This is a genomic window from Martinezella sp. CNPSo 3964 (genome assembly GCF_057784375.1).
The window spans coordinates 196,173-212,852 of sequence record NZ_JBXSOW010000003.1; the positions used below are offsets into that span (position 1 = coordinate 196,173).

Annotated in this window: 12 protein-coding genes; 7 read left to right on the forward strand and 5 right to left on the reverse strand. The window is 51.4% G+C overall.

Annotation, left to right across the window (positions count from 1 at the left end):
• Positions 1–80 precede the first annotated feature (80 nt).
• Both AC13Q5_RS11425 and AC13Q5_RS11430 read left to right on the forward strand, forming a co-directional pair.
• Positions 81–1,127 (forward strand): glycosyltransferase, encoded by a 1,047-nt coding sequence (locus AC13Q5_RS11425; RefSeq protein ID WP_488501725.1) that lies wholly within the window; start codon positions 81–83, stop codon positions 1,125–1,127.
• Entirely contained in the window at positions 1,088–1,762 is a 675-nt protein-coding gene (locus AC13Q5_RS11430; protein WP_488501726.1) for a histidine phosphatase family protein, read from the forward strand. Before AC13Q5_RS11425 ends, AC13Q5_RS11430 begins: the two co-directional genes overlap by 40 nt.
• Here the strand turns inward: AC13Q5_RS11430 and AC13Q5_RS11435 are convergent.
• The gene (locus AC13Q5_RS11435; RefSeq protein WP_488501727.1) at positions 1,752–2,681 is read right to left on the reverse strand and encodes a hypothetical protein; all 930 of its coding nucleotides are present in this window, start codon (positions 2,679–2,681) and stop codon (positions 1,752–1,754) included. The genes AC13Q5_RS11430 and AC13Q5_RS11435 overlap by 11 nt on opposite strands.
• Positions 2,682–3,435: 754 nt before the next feature.
• Here AC13Q5_RS11435 and AC13Q5_RS11440 point away from each other — a divergent pair.
• The 5 genes from AC13Q5_RS11440 to AC13Q5_RS11460 all read left to right on the forward strand — a co-directional run bounded on the left by AC13Q5_RS11440 (position 3,436) and on the right by AC13Q5_RS11460 (position 11,190).
• Complete coding sequence (locus AC13Q5_RS11440; RefSeq protein WP_488501728.1) at positions 3,436–4,383, forward strand: glycosyltransferase; 948 nt, start codon at positions 3,436–3,438, stop codon at positions 4,381–4,383.
• Between the two features lie 87 nt (positions 4,384–4,470).
• Positions 4,471–5,433 (forward strand): rhamnan synthesis F family protein, encoded by a 963-nt coding sequence (locus AC13Q5_RS11445; protein WP_488502007.1) that lies wholly within the window; start codon positions 4,471–4,473, stop codon positions 5,431–5,433.
• A 2-nt stretch (positions 5,434–5,435) separates the two neighbouring features.
• Positions 5,436–7,433 (forward strand): glycosyltransferase, encoded by a 1,998-nt coding sequence (locus AC13Q5_RS11450; RefSeq protein WP_488501729.1) that lies wholly within the window; start codon positions 5,436–5,438, stop codon positions 7,431–7,433.
• A 40-nt stretch (positions 7,434–7,473) separates the two neighbouring features.
• Positions 7,474–8,475 carry a rhamnan synthesis F family protein gene (locus AC13Q5_RS11455; protein WP_488501730.1) on the forward strand — a complete coding sequence of 334 codons (1,002 nt, stop codon included), beginning with the start codon at positions 7,474–7,476 and terminating at the stop codon, positions 8,473–8,475.
• A gap of 63 nt (positions 8,476–8,538) precedes the next feature.
• Positions 8,539–11,190, forward strand: a complete 2,652-nt coding sequence (locus AC13Q5_RS11460; protein WP_488501731.1) for a glycosyltransferase — start codon at positions 8,539–8,541, stop codon at positions 11,188–11,190.
• Between the two features lie 34 nt (positions 11,191–11,224).
• On the opposite strand, the gene AC13Q5_RS11465 is transcribed toward AC13Q5_RS11460, so the two are convergent.
• The 4 genes from AC13Q5_RS11465 to AC13Q5_RS11480 all read right to left on the reverse strand — a co-directional run bounded on the left by AC13Q5_RS11465 (position 11,225) and on the right by AC13Q5_RS11480 (position 16,635).
• Positions 11,225–12,340 carry a glycosyltransferase family 4 protein gene (locus AC13Q5_RS11465; protein ID WP_488501732.1) on the reverse strand — a complete coding sequence of 372 codons (1,116 nt, stop codon included), beginning with the start codon at positions 12,338–12,340 and terminating at the stop codon, positions 11,225–11,227.
• A 296-nt stretch (positions 12,341–12,636) separates the two neighbouring features.
• Complete coding sequence (gene traG, locus AC13Q5_RS11470) at positions 12,637–14,550, reverse strand: Ti-type conjugative transfer system protein TraG (RefSeq protein WP_488501733.1); 1,914 nt, start codon at positions 14,548–14,550, stop codon at positions 12,637–12,639.
• 295 nt (positions 14,551–14,845) lie between these two features.
• Entirely contained in the window at positions 14,846–15,379 is a 534-nt protein-coding gene (gene rctB, locus AC13Q5_RS11475) for an SMa0974 family conjugal transfer regulator (RefSeq protein ID WP_488501734.1), read from the reverse strand.
• On the reverse strand, positions 15,376–16,635 hold the full coding sequence (locus AC13Q5_RS11480) for an 8-amino-7-oxononanoate synthase family protein (protein WP_488501735.1): 1,260 nt from the start codon (positions 16,633–16,635) through the stop codon (positions 15,376–15,378). Before AC13Q5_RS11480 ends, rctB begins: the two co-directional genes overlap by 4 nt.
• Between the last annotated feature and the right edge of the window lie 45 nt (positions 16,636–16,680).

Here is a 16,680-nt window from a genome sequence, read left to right on the forward strand (position 1 = left end):
TTCGGCCTTGACTCGACTGGCCCATTTCCTCTAGGGAATTTTCGCATTGTCTGCAAGCACAACACATGCCGGAACAGAGGATGCTACGTATAGCGGTAGAGGCTCGACGATCAACCATTGTGGGGCACGATGTCTCGCTTTCAGTGTTTCTGCGCATAATTCGACCTCTGCGCGAATTCAGCACGCGAGAGCCGATTTTACTGATAATCGAAACAACTCAGAGACTTCTGGAGCAGGCTGTTCCCGATTTCGACGTCCTTATAATGAATAGGCCCTTCTCCAGCCTAAGCGCCGCTCTTGCATCTCGGGCTAAGGCGCTCGACATACCGGTCATAGTTGACGTCGACGACTGGATGTACGGCAACCCAAGCTACGGCAGGGGCTTACTTAAGGGTGCTGATCCGCAAATAGTTTCCCAGATTTATGCCCTAGCTGATTGCGTTGTGGTCCCAACTTCGTTTTTCCGTCAGGCGATCTCCCCGAGCTATCGAGGGCCGACGTATTGCATACCCTATGCGACTGATTTCTGCGAGGAGGATGCCTACCTTAATCAGGAATCCACAAGGTCTATATTATTATCTTCAATGTTTACACTGAAGCTTGGCTCACAAACTGCTGCATTCGCAGAGGCAATAAAGGAGTTTCTGAGCCAGAATGAAGACTGGCAGCTCGATTTTTATTGCGAAAACTTCGACATTTCAATTTTCTCCCACGATAGAATAAGCGTTAAAAAGCCCATAGAATACAAAGAATACCGAGAAATTCTATCGAGAAGAAACTACGATTTTTGTATTGTCCCATTATCGGGTTACGAAGATTCAGAAGACATACTTTTCAATGCGTGTAAATCACCAGTGAAGTATGTGGACTATAGCGCTGCCGGCCTACCCGCAATCTTTTCTAGAAGCCCAGTCTATGAAATGGCTGTCACCAATAAAGTGACCGGTTTACTTGTCGACAATACAACCGAGGACTGGCTGCTTGCTCTGAATTCACTGGCCTCATCGGCTGAGCTTCGCGAGCGCTTGGCCAACAATTGTTACAAGGATGCAAAAAAGCATTACACGCTAGAAAGAACGGCTGCAGCATGGGAACAGGTTATCAATTCGGTCGTGAGCCGGGCCTGATTGAACGGCTATCCGAGGCTAAGGCATGGAAGACTATGCACCTGATCCGCCACGCCGAAACTCCACTCAATGCAGAGGGGATGGTAGACGGTCGATCGGCATCCGTTCTGACGATGAATGGAGAGACGCAAGCGAAAGAGTTGGCAGCTGCCCTTAGACAGCGGCATCCTTCGTTGTTTCTATCGGCCGCCACAAAGATCGTTTCGAGCCCTGCTCCCCGCGCGACCGCTACAACAGAACTGATCTTCGGCGAAGCTTCTTTTGAAAGCAACGCTGGTTTCCTTGAGGTAGATGCAGGCGATCTTCAAGGATTCAGCTGGCGCGACGGTATCGAAAAAAAACTGATATCATCCAATGTGGATGTGTTCACGCATTTCCCTCAGGGTGAATCATACGCTGGAGCCCAGGTACGTGCAATTCAGGCGCTACAATCGTATTTGGATGCACCACAGGAAAACGTTGTTATTGTCACGCATGGCGGCATTATAGCGCTCATGGTATTGGCTACAATGTCCATCGAAATCTCCAAATTTCCTCTCACAGTTATTGACAACGCATCCCTCACAACAATTGAATTTTACAGAGATTCTCTGCAAATATATTCAAAAATAAAAACGCTAAACTCTACTTTTTGACGATATGAGGGTGAGAGTTATTATTGTATTTCTCCCAAAAATATAACTGCCGCAATTTGGTCGCTAGATCCATTCTCTTACGCAAATCATTCGAAAAATAGCTCTGACGATCAGCTTCCGCAACTTCGTCATAGAAATGCACAGCGATCGCTTTTTCGAATTCATTTAGACATCTCGAAAGTAGCGGCAGTTCGTAAGCAGCAACAATCCATTCCGATGCGTCAAGATACGTGGTCAACATTCTCTCGACAATGAATGGAAGAAAAGGGGCTGGGTCGGTGTGAAGTGTGTTGGCGAAAAGCCTCTGTGTTAGAGGATGATTCTCGTGTTGATCCAGCCACGTGACAATCGGCTCCAGAATTTCTCCTATATATGCCTCCCAAAAACCGGATTTTGCGAGCCAAAAATTCGAATAGCACAATATTCTCGGAGAATGTCGACGCCCGACACCCGGCTTTAATTTCAAATCAAGGGTGTCGCACAACTCATCCGCCAGATCAATTAAGCCTGGATGCGCATGTTCGCCCTGCATCCAAGCATTGAAGGAAATAAACGCTAGGTGTGGGAACGGATTAATGAGGATTACGTCTGCGGAGGCATTCCGTTCCGCATAACTCTTAATAGCTTGCCCTGTCACACCGGTCTTCAGATTGAATTTCGGAGAGAAGAGTCCGGTAAATCCCGCATGCCTGTGTAAACCCTGCCGATACATATTGACAAGAATTCGAATCTCGCGCCATGCGGAAAAGCGATTATTATTCAATTTTAACGGTAAAAATTCTGCATCCACCAATGCTATGTGGTCTGCGTATATTGGCTGAAACATTTTTATCATTTTATGCGGCACGACCTTGGATGCGTCAACGACAGAAGCAAGCCTCACTTTTGACGACGGTTTCAGTCGAAGTCTGAATGACAATTGGGGAGCCCGTGAGCTGTTCTAGCAATACCGGACACAGTTAGCTATCCCCTTGTCAATACCGCGTGAAATTTGCCCAAACGTGTTGCGTAACGCAATTTTGTTACTGTTTGCCTCGTCTAGGATGTCGTTGCGTAGCGGCACATAAGAGATCTGGAGCGACATATGCGCCAGTCTGCCAGCGTCGCCGATGAACCGCTATGCGGCTTCTGTCGTCACACCCTTACTCGCCTTTGCAGTGCGCGAAGCTGTTGGAAGCTCCATTGTCCAGGGTAACGGGCTTGGAGATCGACAAGTTCAGATCAGAAGTTTGAGTGCGGTATGGTCCGAGTGTTCTTCAAGCCACCCTGCCGCCTCCTCCCAATGGCTTTCAAAGACATCGGGGCGGCGACCGTGTGATTTGTCACTGAGGCGACGATACGTTTCAGCCCAATGACAACGCCGCGCGTGAGCCGCTTGGCACCAGGGGCCGACCCGTCGGACAAGCGCTTTATTGCTTGACGCTCGGATGTCGCTGGGGTGGTGTTTCGCCGTCGTCCAAGGTTGCCAAGTAAGCCTATGCCCAGCAAATTCCCCTAGTTAGATAGCGCCGCCAACAATAAGGGCAGCGAGCTCGCCTAGACCAAAGCTGCGCAGACCCCCATTTTTTGACAAATAACCTATGGCAGGGTCCGACGGAAGGCGTTAGGGTGAACGTCGCTAACTTCCTACTGCAGTCATTAAATGCCAAAAGGGATCCACAAGCTTGCGACTCTTGCTGACCACCTACCACCAGGCTTTTTTGTCACCAGGCGGCGGCGAAACTGAGCTGCATCAACTTGCTGAATATATCAATGAGGTTGGTGTTCGCGCAGATCTTTACGGGCCAAATTCAAGACGTCTCAGCGCCTACGATGCGGTCATTCATTTTTCTGCCCACGGCGGCGGCGAAGATTTATTGCGAGATGTGAAGGCCGCGGAGAAACGGATCGTCCTGATACCAAATTTCAACTTCTTCGATCGGCAACACAAAGCCCACGATGTCGTCCAGCGTCACTTGGATCTTGCCGATCTTGTTATACTGAGGGCCAATGCCGAGAAGGTTGTCTGCTTGGAGAATTTTTCCGTTGACAGCTCTAAAATCATTGTGGTCCCGGCGGGTATCGACCCCAGTTTTGGCAAGGCCGCCGAAGCAGGTCTTTTCCAATCCGCCTACGGCATCGACCGATATATCCTTTGGGTTGGACAGATTGCCGAGCACAAGCGTCAGCTGGAGACTATTGAGGCCTTGAGGGATTTAGAAATCCCTTTGGTTTTTATCGGCGGTTATGCTGACAAATTCTATTATGATAAATGCCGCGCTGCCGCAGGCGAAAACGTTCGTTTCCTACCTTACATGCAACCGGCATCGGAGATCCTGCGCTCTGCCATGCAAAGCTGCGCGGTTTACCTTGAGCTCGGGGATGACTATCCTGGCTTCTCAGCTTTGGAGGCGGCATTGGCCGGAAGCCCGATGGTGCTCAACGATCATCCATGGTCGAGAGAAACATTCGGTGATCTGCCGGTTTACGTCGATACCCCAACACCTGCGGCCTTGCAAAACGCCATTGCTACTGCGATAAGCTCGGGCGCTAGAGAACAGCTCACGCAGAAAATGCGACGGCTGCATCTCCAACCCGGCCCGACGAAACAGCTATTGGAATTAGTTGGTATGGCTCTTTAGCGATGGAGTTGGGTCGAGCGGAATCTTTCTGAGCGACCGTGCAATTAAGCTTCCTGGCAGAACATGGCAATGTATCCGAAAAGCAAGATGTCAACATTACACACGCACCTTGCGCGACGCGGCGTAACATTTGACGAGTATAAGGGACATAGTAATCTTACGGTATCCCATGTCGACGATTTTAGCCTCTCAGTACCCTTTGACTATACGATAGACAATATATCCATCGGGCGCATAGCTGTTGTGTGCCATCTATACTATCCAGAGATGGCTGCAGAATTTTCTCAATATTTTGAAAACATCCCATGTGCTTTTGATCTATATATATCAACAGACTCGGTACCGAAACGAGATGCGATTCTTGCTGTGTTCTCTTCGCGGAAGATTGGACGCGTTGAGGTGGTTGTTGTGCCTAACCGTGGACGGGATATTGCCCCGAAGCTGGCGTTGCTCTCAGCCATAAATTCGGAATACGATTTTGTAGTTTGTATCCACTCCAAAGCCTCCACGCATCATGAAGACTTGAAGAAGTGGCGTGGTTTCCTGTTGCATCATCTTCTAGGCTCGCCTGAAATTGTGAAAAGCATTCTGGAGCTTTTTGCGGTGGCACCCGAGATTGGAATGATTGGTCCTCAGCACCACGAACCGATTCGGAAATGGCTTGGTTGGAGCGGAAATTATGAGATAACGAGAGACATCGCTCGATGTCTCGGTATCGAGCTCATGACCAATCATGTGCTAGATTTTCCATCGGGATCGATGTTCTGGGCACGGACATCGGCGCTCAGGCCGTTAATTGACCTCAATCTCGCTGCTGAGGATTTTGCTCCGGAAGAAGGGCAGAAGGACGAGACAATTGCCCACGCTATTGAGCGCCTTTTTTACTTCAGCGTGGAATGCGCTGGGTACAAATGGGTGAAAATCGCAGACTCCAGGTATTTCAACGAAATGCCTGGCACCGTACAGGTGGGATCACGAGACGAATTGAAAATGGTGGTTTCTGAAAAGACGTCGACGCTAACAAAGCAGTTGGCAGGCGGGCAAGGATAACGATGGAAGACCATAAGACGATTTTCCGGCGGAAGCTTAAGGATGAGCTTACTGAGTTTCTCAATTCCGATGCCTTGATAAAAATGCCTATCATTGCAGACGCATGTGTATCCATCGTTGTGGTCACCTGGAACCAAGCCGAACTGACCTATGCCTGCCTTCGCGGGCTAGAACAAAACATCACAGTTCCATTCGAGCTCATCCTCGTTGACAACGCATCGACAGATGAGACTGATGAGCTGCTTGGCCGGCTGCGAGGCGCTCATATCATCAAGAACTCTGACAACCTCGGATTTCTCCTAGCTGTAAATCAAGGGGTAGAGTTTGCCAGCGGAAGGCATATTTTACTTCTTAACAATGATGCAATTATCAGGGCTGGGTCGCTTGAAGCTGCTGTAACGACCCTTGAGGCGGATGCGACGATTGGGGCTGTAGGAGGCCCGATCGTACTTCTCGACGGTAATCTGCAGGAAGCCGGTTCCATTGTTTGGCAGGACGGGACTTGCCTCGGATACGGCAGAGGCCGGAATCCAAACGATCCTGAATTCCGGTTTCAGCGCGATGTGGACTATTGTTCTGGGGCGTTTCTGTTGGTCCGTCGAGATGTCTGGCGCATGCTAGGAGGTTTTGCCGAGGTTTTTGCTCCCGCCTACTACGAGGAAACGGATCTGTGCCTACGGCTTCAGGATGCCGGGTATCGTGTCGTATATGAACCCAAGGCCATCATCGACCACTATGAGTTTGGTAGCGCCGGCCAGAGCGAATGGGCGTTCTCACAACAAATTAAGAATCAGCAGATTTTTTGCAGGCGGCACTGGCCGCGCCTGAAGACTCACTATCCGTCAGCGCCTGCAAATGCGCTAAGCGCCCGTATTGTACCAAGGCAAAAACAAAACATATTGGTCATCGATGAAATGGTGCCTCACGAGTCCCATGGTGCTGGCTACCCGCGATGTGCTGAAATTATACGTACTTTGGACCAAGAAGGCTTTGCCGTAAGTTTTTATCCCCTGCTCGTACCAGATGATGATTGGGACAAGGTTTACGCGACGTTACCCTCGAGTGTCGAGGTGATGCTTGGCTTGGGTGTTGCCGGCATTGAAGAATTTCTACGCTCTCGCTTGAATATCTATGATTTCGTCGTGGTCAGTCGACCCACCAACATGCAAATTATCGCTAGTCTGCTATCGAAGAACCGGGCCTTGTTCGGAAAGGCTAAGTTAATTTATGACGCCGAAGCCATGTTTTCCGCACGCGAAATTCTACGGCGAACCGTCGCGGGAGAGGATATTACGGAGACTGAGGCTGCGCGGCTACTCGAAGGTGAGTTGTCTCTTACCTCATTCGCAGACCACGTTATAGCGGTCTCTGAGGAGGAGGCTTCGTATTTCCGCAATTACAAATCTAGCAATGTCTCAGTTTTAGGACATCTGCTCGATGTACAGCCCACGCCTGCCTCTTGGGACGCCAGGCACGACCTGCTTTTCGTAGGTCGACTTGATGGCGAAGGCTCCCCAAACGTCGATAGCCTTGTATGGTTTGTGTCTGAGGTTCTTCCCCGCATCACGGCTATCAATCCGGATATAAGACTGAAGGTCGTGGGCAAAAACGACGCGCCATCGGTGCAGTCCCTCGGCTCTCGCAATGTTGATCTCGTAGGAATACAGCAAGATCTCAGGCCTCTCTATGATCAAGCTCGAGTATTTATAGCTCCAACACGTTTTGCGGCAGGCATTCCCCATAAGGTTCACGCCGCAGCGTCGTTTGGCCTTCCTTGCGTCGCGACCCCATTAATTGTCCAGCAGCTGGGTTGGAAAGAGAACGTCGCCATTTTATCTGGCGCCGATCCTGAGGCGTTCGGTGCTGGCGTGCTGCGCATCTACAATGACGAATTGCTATGGAACAGCGTTAGGGCCGAAGCTCTTCAGAAAGTTGCTGATGATTGCGGGGCCTCGAGATTTAGGACGGCGTTGATGGGGGCGTTCAACAAAGAAAATTGAACGAACGCGAGTCATTGCGATAGCGTTGGGGCAATTTTGAATGAATCGCTCATGGGGTAAGTCTTTGTCAGCGTACCGGAAACGACTAGAACTCGGCGTCGTTAGCGTCACAGGTTACATTTCGAGGTTTTTGCCGACGATCAGACGGCGATGGCGCGGAAGAGACCCTAACAGTCAAAGCAACAAGCACGCAATTTACGTACATTACGATGAAAGCGGCAAAATTGACGAGTTCGTTAAGTTTCACCTAAATGCGATTTCGCAGCTAGGTTTCAGGCTGACATTTGTTAGTAATAGCCCGCGACTTGATGAACACGATGTGAGCTTAATTCAAAACGTCTGTCGCGAAATACTACTTCGACGGAACATCGGATATGACTTCGGCGCATATTCAGAAGGCGTTCGCGCAATTGGCAACCTTGACAAGGTTCAAAGTCTAATTCTTGCCAATGATAGCGTTTATGGCCCTCTTTTTCCATTGGCGAAATATATTGATAATTTCGACCCCAGTGTATTTGACATCTGGGCGATGACAGACAGTCGAGAGATTACCTATCATCTGCAGTCGTACTTCTTGTTAGTGCACAAGTCCGCGATTGACTCTAAGGCTTTCAGGGCATTCTGGCGGCGATATCCATACGTGAACGGCAAACAATGGGTGGTGCGCTTAGGTGAGATCGGATTTAGCCAAAAGATGCAGAGCTCTGGGCTCCGATTGGGCGCACAGTTTTCATGTCAGGATGCGGAATCTCGGCGAAGCGGTGTAATTGACCAGCTTGCCCACGATAGCGATGAGCCCGCGATTGCTGAATTTTTGCAGCGTCTGAAAAATTCCGAGCGGGATGCCGACACCTACAACCCCACCCACTATTATTGGGATCATTTGATCCGCTCCGAAAGATATCCATACATAAAAAGAGATTTGGTGCGCAACAATCCGGCAAATATTCCCACCGCGTTGCACTGGGAATATCTGCTTGATTCCTATACCAATTACGACTCATCAATTATAATCCATCATTTAACACAATCTAAGAAATGACTTGATTTGGCGCCATGCGAACGCCAATTCTTCCGCAAATGGTTAACTGAAATGTGTGCCCGAATGAATGAGACAGAGCCTGCCAGCTTACTCGCGATGTCGTATCGTTACTTGTCGACCTTTGGCTATGATTTGCCCACAGGTCTGGTTTCGACATGGATTGCTTGCGGCCCCCATTTTCAGCGGCTCTATGACATAGATACGGACGCTGGCGCTGATGCCTTGGTGTTTTGGTGGCTCAGCAACGGATACCAAGAGTTTCCTGGGATACGGAAGATTCTGGACAACAAAATTGCCGCTGATCTACATCTGCAGCACTTAGACAGCGCATTTCAAGAAAACCAATTAGAGCTGACCCCCCTTCTCCGGTTGATACTTCGCAATCGGGATGATTTGCGCGCTTCCTTTCCTGGCGACAAGGCGTCGCTTTTGAACTTTTGGGTTTGGTGGCTCTCTGAAGGGAAGCACGAGTTTAATTCGATTTTCGAGGCGGTGAAAGATAAGCAATACCTTGAAATATTGACAAGATATTTTGGTGCATCGCCGCTATCCCGGTTGGAAATGCAATGTGTTTCTTATGCTGCTTTGCAAAAGATAGATGTCTCTAAAAACACTTCAGAAGTTAAGCAATTTTTTGAAAGATTATATTTCTCAAGTCTGCGAAACCCCAAGAGATTAAATTCAGATTTTCCACCAATACTATCTCTGATCTATAAAAGTAGGACAGATCTGGAAGTAACGTTTGATCTCAATACGACAAACGGTTTCGCCGATTTCTGGGGCTGGTGGTTTGAAATTGGCCAAGGCGAATACTTTGAGAATGGCAATTGGATTGTGTTGGAGCAACTTTCTGCTTTGCTATCCAGCCTTCCTTCCGACTCTGGCATTGAGGATAGCAACTACGATGTAGTTCGCTTTAAGTCCCTTGTTCAGCTCAAGCAGATCACAGCGTCAAACGCGGAATCGGTCCGGCAACTTCTAGACGGCATTCACTTTAATTTTTTACGCAGTGCCAAAGTCGATGGCGAACCAACACCTTTGATGGCCTTGGTCTACCGTAACCGACCCGATCTTCGCGCGACGTTCGACCTCCAATCTCTCGAGGGTTGTGCGGACTTTTGGGAGTGGTGGTTTGAAGATGGCCAAGGCGAATACCTTGGGAATGGTAATTGCATTGCGGTCGAGCAACTTTCTGCTTTTTTATCCGGCCTTACTTCCGACCCTGGCATTGAGGATAGCTACTACGATGTGGTTCGGTTTAGGTCCCTTGTGCAGCTCAAGCAGATCATGGCGTCAAACGCGGAATCGATCCGGCAACTTCTAGACGGCATTCACTTTAAATATTTACGCGGTGCCAAAGTCGATGGTGAACCAACACCTTTGATGGCCTTAGTCTACCGTAACCGACCCGATCTTCGCGCGACGTTCGACCTCCAGTCTCTGGAGGGGCGTACGGCCTTTGGGGAGTGGTGGACTACATTCGGTCAAGCTGAGTATTTCATTGATACCGGTGAGGTCGTCGCTGGTATTGCGGTTCCAGTTGTTCCCGCAGCAGAGACCTTACCGGACGTGCGCGAAACAACCGCCACACATGCCGTCTCCAACGCCTCTACCTCCGTGGTATCGCTCGTTGGATATCCAAGGGGAGAGTTCGGGCTGGGCGAGGACATACGGCTACTTCGAGCATCATTAAACGAAGTGCGAATAAAGCCGACTGTCATCAACGCACCTTGGACGATTATGGCGCGTCAAGCGATCGACGAACCGTCCGTCGAAGCGGATGTTGCTACTTTCGACGGTGAGGTGATGATCTATGTCATGCCGGCCTTCGATACTTTAACGTTGTTAAACAAGGTCGGCCCTAGCGCCTTTTCCGCTCGACGAAAAATCGGTTTCTGGCAATGGGAGCTGGAACGATTTCCGCCGTCTGCCAGAATGGCAATGGAATTGGTCGACGAGATCTGGTGCCACTCGGAACATTCAGCTCGTGCATTTCGAGGCGCAACGGATAAGCCCGTCATCAAGGTGACGCTGCCCGTGATGGTGCCCGAGATTCCTAGAGTTTCGCGATCAAAATTTGGCCTGGAAGACGACAGCTTCGTCGTCTTCACGAGTTTCGATGGCGCCTCCTCTATCTCGCGCAAAAATCCCTTGGGCGCCATCCTTGCTTTTCAAGCGGCTTTCCCCCGTGAAACCCACCACAAGGCGCGGCTGATTGTCAAGGCAATGAATGTGCACGATGATTCGCTTTGGCGCGAATGCATGCGCAAGGCCACGCAGGATCGACGCATTATCATCCGCAACACTGTCATAGATCGCCTCGAGTATTACGAACTGCTGCAATGTTGTGATGTGGTCTTATCGCTACATCGGGCGGAAGGCTTTGGACGTCTTATGGCGGAGGCGATGGCGCTAGGAATTCCGGTCGTGGCGTCCGCATATTCTGGCAATATGGATTTTATGAACGGCACGAATAGCTGGCTCGTGAGCGGCGAAACGCTTCCAGTGCTATTTGGGGATTATCCGTTTTATCAGGATCAAATTTGGTTCGAGCCGGATATAGGTTCGGCGGCGGAAGCCCTTAGAGACTGCGCAAGCAACGCGGAAAAACGCGAACAGTTTGTTATCGCTGCCAAGCAGACGATAGATCGTTACAGCACTCAAAACTGTGGCAGAGAATATCTCAAATTATTGAAAAGCAGAGCTTCGAAATGAGGCGTTGCCATACGGATTTTTGCGAAGAAAAGGCCTATGGCCGTGCCAACAGGTCCCGATAAAGCGCCGCATAGGCGTTTCCCATGCGTTCCGCGGTGAAATTTTCCTGGTAGCGCGCCCGTGCCGCGCTGCCTTGGTTGGCTGAACGTATGCGGTCATTGGCGATGCCATTCATTGCCGTTGCCAAGGCTTCCGCGTCGTTGGGGGGGATGACGACCCCCGTCTTTCCTTCGATATTGACGAAACTTGTTCCGGTTCCGATCTCGCAGGAAACCATAGGTTTGCCGAACATGGCAGCCTCGATCAGGGAAAGGCCAAAGGCCTCCGATCGCAAATGGGAAGGGAATACGAAGCCGGTACACAGTTCGAAGAGGGCTGATTTGTCTATGTCCGGCAACGCGCCAAGAAAGTACACGTTTGCCAGATTGTTGGCCTTCGCATATTTTTGCAACGAACGATCCATCGGACCGTCTCCAACGATAACAATATCCAGATCAGTCCGCTTCGCGGCCTCCAGAAGAATATGAACGCCCTTATAGTAGCGCAGAACACCGACAAAAAGAAAGAAAGGCCGAGGTAGACGCTCGCGCCAGCGCGTCTTCGTGTCTTCCTCTGCCCTGGGATATTCCGCTTCGTCAAGCCCTAATGGAATGACGACTGTCTTTGCTTTGTATCGCTGTAATACGTCGCTGGTTGCAAGATAGTTTGGAGACGTAGCTACGATTGTGTCGACACTGTCGAGGAAGCGGTGCATTAGCGGCCTGTACAGCTTCAGTAGAAACTTTTGCTTCACGATATCCGAGTGGTAGGTAACAACGGTCGGCTTATGGGGAGGATGAACAAGATGAACTGCGTCCATCAGTGGCCAAGGAAAATGGTAGTGAACAATATCAGCCGTATTTGACAGCTCGCGAAACCTTCTGAAGACGTCGCGCGAGAATCCAGTTGATGCAAACTCAAAATCAAGCTTCGATTTATAGGCCATGTACCCATGAAATCTGGCTGTACTTTCTGTTGGAATTTTGCTCAGCGATAGGACCTCGGATTCTATACCCTTTGTGGCGGCGCCCCTGATAATCGCATGAATCGTCCGCTCGACGCCTCCGAAGGTATCTGGCCAATACGTCTTGAAGAAATGTAGGACCCGCATTTAATTCCCGCGCAGAATCACTTAACTCGTTGTCGGCTGGCTTGTTGTCTTTCCACTCATTCACGATCACCAGAATGGCGGCACTAGGAGGTGTTGAAAAAATCCATATAGAGCAAGCCGTGAAAAATGATAGTTGCTACGCGTTTGTCAACTAGACAGGCGTGAAAGCGGAAAACCAGCTTCCGCATGTGACCTTGTCGAACAGATCGCACAACGGAGAAATTAACGCCAGGTCACACGCTCTATCACCGCTGGCTATCGGAATTCGTTATTGCCTTCGCGGTCAACGCCAAAGCCTAGAATTTCAAAAAGCGGTTGAGCTTTGCCGCCTGATCCATCTCCTTGCGTCGGAAATAGATTGCTCGCCCGCAGCGAATTGGACTGTGGCCCTGGACAATGATGATCTGCTCATCTTTGCGCATCGACTGGGTGATTTCGTGCGGCATGATCAGCGGTCGGCGCTGGAAACTGAGGCTTTCGGATTGGCGGGCGCTGCTATTGGAATTGCTCCAGCCGAGGTTGCGCGAACGTCCCCGGACTTCGACCGTCATGTCTCCACATAGGGCGGAGACATTTCGTGCTGTATCGAGCGCCTTGATTGCGGCGTAGGATGTGAAAGCGCATCCTTCGATCCAGGAGGTCGCTCCATCCTTTCCGAAGTGACGCTCGAGCTGGCCGACGGATTGGTACATCAGCATCAGTGTGATGCCGTACTTGCGCCCGCGGTCGCGCGCTTCTTCAAGAATGCGCATATAACCCAGTAGATCGACCTCGTCGAGCATTAAGAGCGCTCGGTGCCGGAAGTCGCCGTCGGCCCGAACCATGGCATTGATCAGCGAACCGACGATCACCCGGCCAATGCCCGGATAGGAGCGCAGGATCGAAGCGGGGATATTGAGGAAGACGTCCTTCCGTCCAGAGGCGATGTCGCTCGATTTGAACGCGTTACCACAAACTAGGGCGGCATAATTGTCGAGCGACAGCCATTGCGTATCCTTGGATGCGGTCGAATATACGCCGGAGAAGGTCTGCTCAGTCATATTGGTGAAGACACCGAGGGTTTCGCGGATAAAGGCCGACGCGGAATTTTCCTGGATGTCGCGTAGCATGGCAAGCACCGACGGTTCCGGCTCGGAAACGATCAGGCGTAGGCTACGCAGGTTGCGGCGGCCGGCGTAATCGGGCGATAGCATCACATGCGCCAAAAGCCCAGTTAATAGATTGTGCGCCTGGTTCTGGAAATAGGAGCCAGTCGAGGTGTCGAAGCGTAGGCTTTCCGACAAAAGCATATGGGCAATCCCAACGATGTCCTCTTCCTTACGCATCGATCTCTCGATCCCATCAAGAACGTTGAAGCCCATGCCTGGATTGGTCGGGTCGAGTACCATGACTTCGCGACCGAGCGCGTGGGTGCGATGTTCGAGAACCATCGGCGCGACCTCAGTTGATGGATCGAGACAGATCAGCGGCCCCTTGTAGCGCAGCGCTGTTGGAATGACATTGCTGGTTGTCTTGAAGCCGCCGGAGCCTGCGAAGAACAACATATGGGTGGAATCGAAATTCTGATTGAAGGTCATGAGTGGCGCCTCGCCACCTTGCCCCCAAGTCTCGTGATCATTGGGATCAAAGGGCAACTTATGCACGCGATCACGGTCGACGCGGTAGCGCTCACCGATAACGATCTCTCCGTCCGAGGGGAAGAGCTTAGCCATTTCCGGCATGGGCAGCCAATCGGCATCGCCGAAAATGCCGCGCTTGGCGCGCTTGATCGGATCGGAAACGACGATGGACATGCGCGCCGACATTGCCACAATACCAAATCCGAGAATGGTCCCGGCAACCGCGAAGGCGTCGAGATAAGTGAGCGCCTCGCTCCATATGACGACGCCATTCTCCACCCACGGAACCAGACGGGCATATTCCCGCAGGGCGTAAAAGCCTGCCACGCATGAAAAGCAAAGAAGGCTCGCAAAAGCGATCGGCCGGCGACGATGCAGCGGCAATGCCGAAACCGTTAGAAGTGACGCGATAGGTCCGAGAAGGATATTGGGAAGGGGACCTACTCGCAAAAACCAATAGGCGATTCGCGCTGGCATGCCGATCGCCAAATCATGCCACTGCCATCCAGTGATACCGAGTGTCAGCGTTGTCACTGCGATCGGCACCAGCATGAGAAGCAAGCTCGGATGTATTCTGTTCTTCAGCGCCATCAATAAGCCTTCTCGGGCGGCGGTGTTTCCGGTTCGTGTTAAGGCGTTTTTGAACACCATCTTTCTTATCTGCTGACAATCTGCTCACTGCGCCGGACCCGCTCGGGTGTCTGCGTGGTTCAAATTTTCTGCTCGATGGCGGGCAGCGCGCTACGCGCGCAACATTGCGACGGCGGTGTTGATGGAGTTGATACAGCTGGTTCCCGCGCCCGCGACCGAGGCGGCGAGATCGCGAGCAGCATAAGGGGCCGCAACGGCACCAATCCAATTGCCAACAGCGACCGATATCTCTGGACTAATGCTCCCTACCATGTGACGGCAGCTGAAGCGGTTCAAGACCTGCAGGGAACCACTCGATTGCCTCATTGGAGATGGCCGCGAGTTTCGAGAGACTACCTTCCAGAAGTGTTCGAACTCCGCAAAAAATGACGACGTCTCGGGCGAAAATGCGAACAAATAAACCGTCGTTGGTTGGCCGTATGATGACGCAAGCGTCGCCGAAGTTGAGAAACCTGTCGGCTCCGTCGGTGGTTGCAGATCTGTTGCCATGCCGAATTTGCCTGCAGGTCCTCTCAGCAATAAAATCCGTCGTGCTGATAATTGGGTGTACTTGCTCGCATTCGATCCATTTTTCTCGTCCGTTGGAAATTATGGAAGGGCATACCTCGGCAGCGTGTCTGCAAATCTGCTCAAGCCATATAACGGAATCGGGTAAGGTGACGTATGCTTGGGCGATATATTTCAGCATTTCGATCCCATCTGCCTTTGATTTGATGTTGGGGCTAATTTCCCAGGCCTCAATCAGAATGATGCTGATTGGGTCGATCATGGATCTGTTCCTCGTTCGGCGAGCGCCTCGTTGATCGCACGTCCCAACCCTTCAATTTCCCGAATGCCATGCCTGGCGGTAGGGCAGACCCGCAAGCCAGCCTTACCCTTTGCGACCGTGGGAAAGAAGATCGCAGAGGTGTAGTAACCTTTGTTGAGGATATGGGCCGCGGCACGAATGGATTGTCTTTCGTCGCCGAACTCTATGGTGCGGATTGGAAGCTTTGAGCCGGCTTGTTCGCTGGCAACCAACCTATCGAAAACAGCTAACCGATCCGTAAGCGCGTCCTGGCGTAATTTGAGCTCATCGGTGCGGTGCAGCGCCTGAGACGCCATAGCAGCGCCGATTGCAGCTAGATTAAGCGACGCGGAAAAGGCATAGGCAATCGAAAAGCGACGGAACAATTCTTCTTGCCGAGGAGTGCCGAGCATTAGCAAGCCGCCCGACGCTCCAAAGCCTTTGCCGAGTGATGCCGCAATGATTGTGCGTTCGCCAAGGGTTGCGCCGACCTGGGATCGTACAAAGCCCTCTCCAGACTTCCCGAACAAGGAAATGCCATGGGCATCGTCGATATAGAGAAATAGGCCGTACCGATCCTGGAGTGCCAGGAGGTCGGCAATCGGTGCGCTGCCGCCCATAGAATAGACGCCATCGCATACATAGGCTACGCGATCGTTGCGTCTGCAAATATCCTCGAGTGCGTTCAGATCGTTATGAGCAATCGTTTCAATCGCTGTTTCATTCGCCACGACCGGCTTGTGAAACGCAAGCGTCGCATGCGCCAACCGGTCGAAAACGATTGCGGGTCTTTTGTTCTCAGTGAGGTATCCGGAGGCGAGGAGCGGTAGGGCTCCCATATTAGCGGCGAGAACCGTCGTGTAGGTTATGACGCGCGCGGCAAACAAGTCGGAGAGCGCTTCCTCCAGTTCGCCTAGCAGGCTGAAATTAAGCCTCGTTCTTGCGCAGGACCAATGGAGCGCCTTGCATCGTTGAACCGCCTCTATTGCGCCTTCGAGGATGAGCGGATGATTGTCAAGGCCCAGATAAGAGCAGCGAACGAAGTCAGTCACTTGTCTCTTCTGACGCACCGTGCGCAACAGGACGGAGCGATCCTTATCCGGGTCCGCGTAAAGCGCCATGACTCCCTCCTGCTCGGCCGCAGCAAGATTTTGATCGGCGGAAACGATCACGCTGAGTGTATTGCGGTGGGATCGCGACACAGCCGAAGCGGTGGGCGAATGACGATCATCGCTCATGGGAATATCCAATTTGTTCGTAGCGGAGCAGCGGCACAGCAGAAA

Bases quoted from the DNA above. Each gene is read 5' to 3' on its own strand.
- AC13Q5_RS11425 (WP_488501725.1), top strand. From the start codon at position 81: ATGCTACGTATAGCGGTAGAGGCTCGACGATCAACCATTGTGGGGCAC.
- AC13Q5_RS11430 (WP_488501726.1), top strand. From the start codon at position 1,088: ATGGGAACAGGTTATCAATTCGGTCGTGAGCCGGGCCTGATTGAACGG.
- AC13Q5_RS11445 (WP_488502007.1), top strand. From the start codon at position 4,471: ATGTCAACATTACACACGCACCTTGCGCGACGCGGCGTAACATTTGAC.
- AC13Q5_RS11450 (WP_488501729.1), top strand. From the start codon at position 5,436: ATGGAAGACCATAAGACGATTTTCCGGCGGAAGCTTAAGGATGAGCTT.
- AC13Q5_RS11455 (WP_488501730.1), top strand. From the start codon at position 7,474: ATGAATCGCTCATGGGGTAAGTCTTTGTCAGCGTACCGGAAACGACTA.
- AC13Q5_RS11460 (WP_488501731.1), top strand. From the start codon at position 8,539: ATGAATGAGACAGAGCCTGCCAGCTTACTCGCGATGTCGTATCGTTAC.
- AC13Q5_RS11465 (WP_488501732.1), bottom strand. From the start codon at position 12,340: ATGCGGGTCCTACATTTCTTCAAGACGTATTGGCCAGATACCTTCGGA.
- traG (WP_488501733.1), bottom strand. From the start codon at position 14,550: ATGGCGCTGAAGAACAGAATACATCCGAGCTTGCTTCTCATGCTGGTG.
- rctB (WP_488501734.1), bottom strand. From the start codon at position 15,379: ATGATCGACCCAATCAGCATCATTCTGATTGAGGCCTGGGAAATTAGC.
- AC13Q5_RS11480 (WP_488501735.1), bottom strand. From the start codon at position 16,635: ATGAGCGATGATCGTCATTCGCCCACCGCTTCGGCTGTGTCGCGATCC.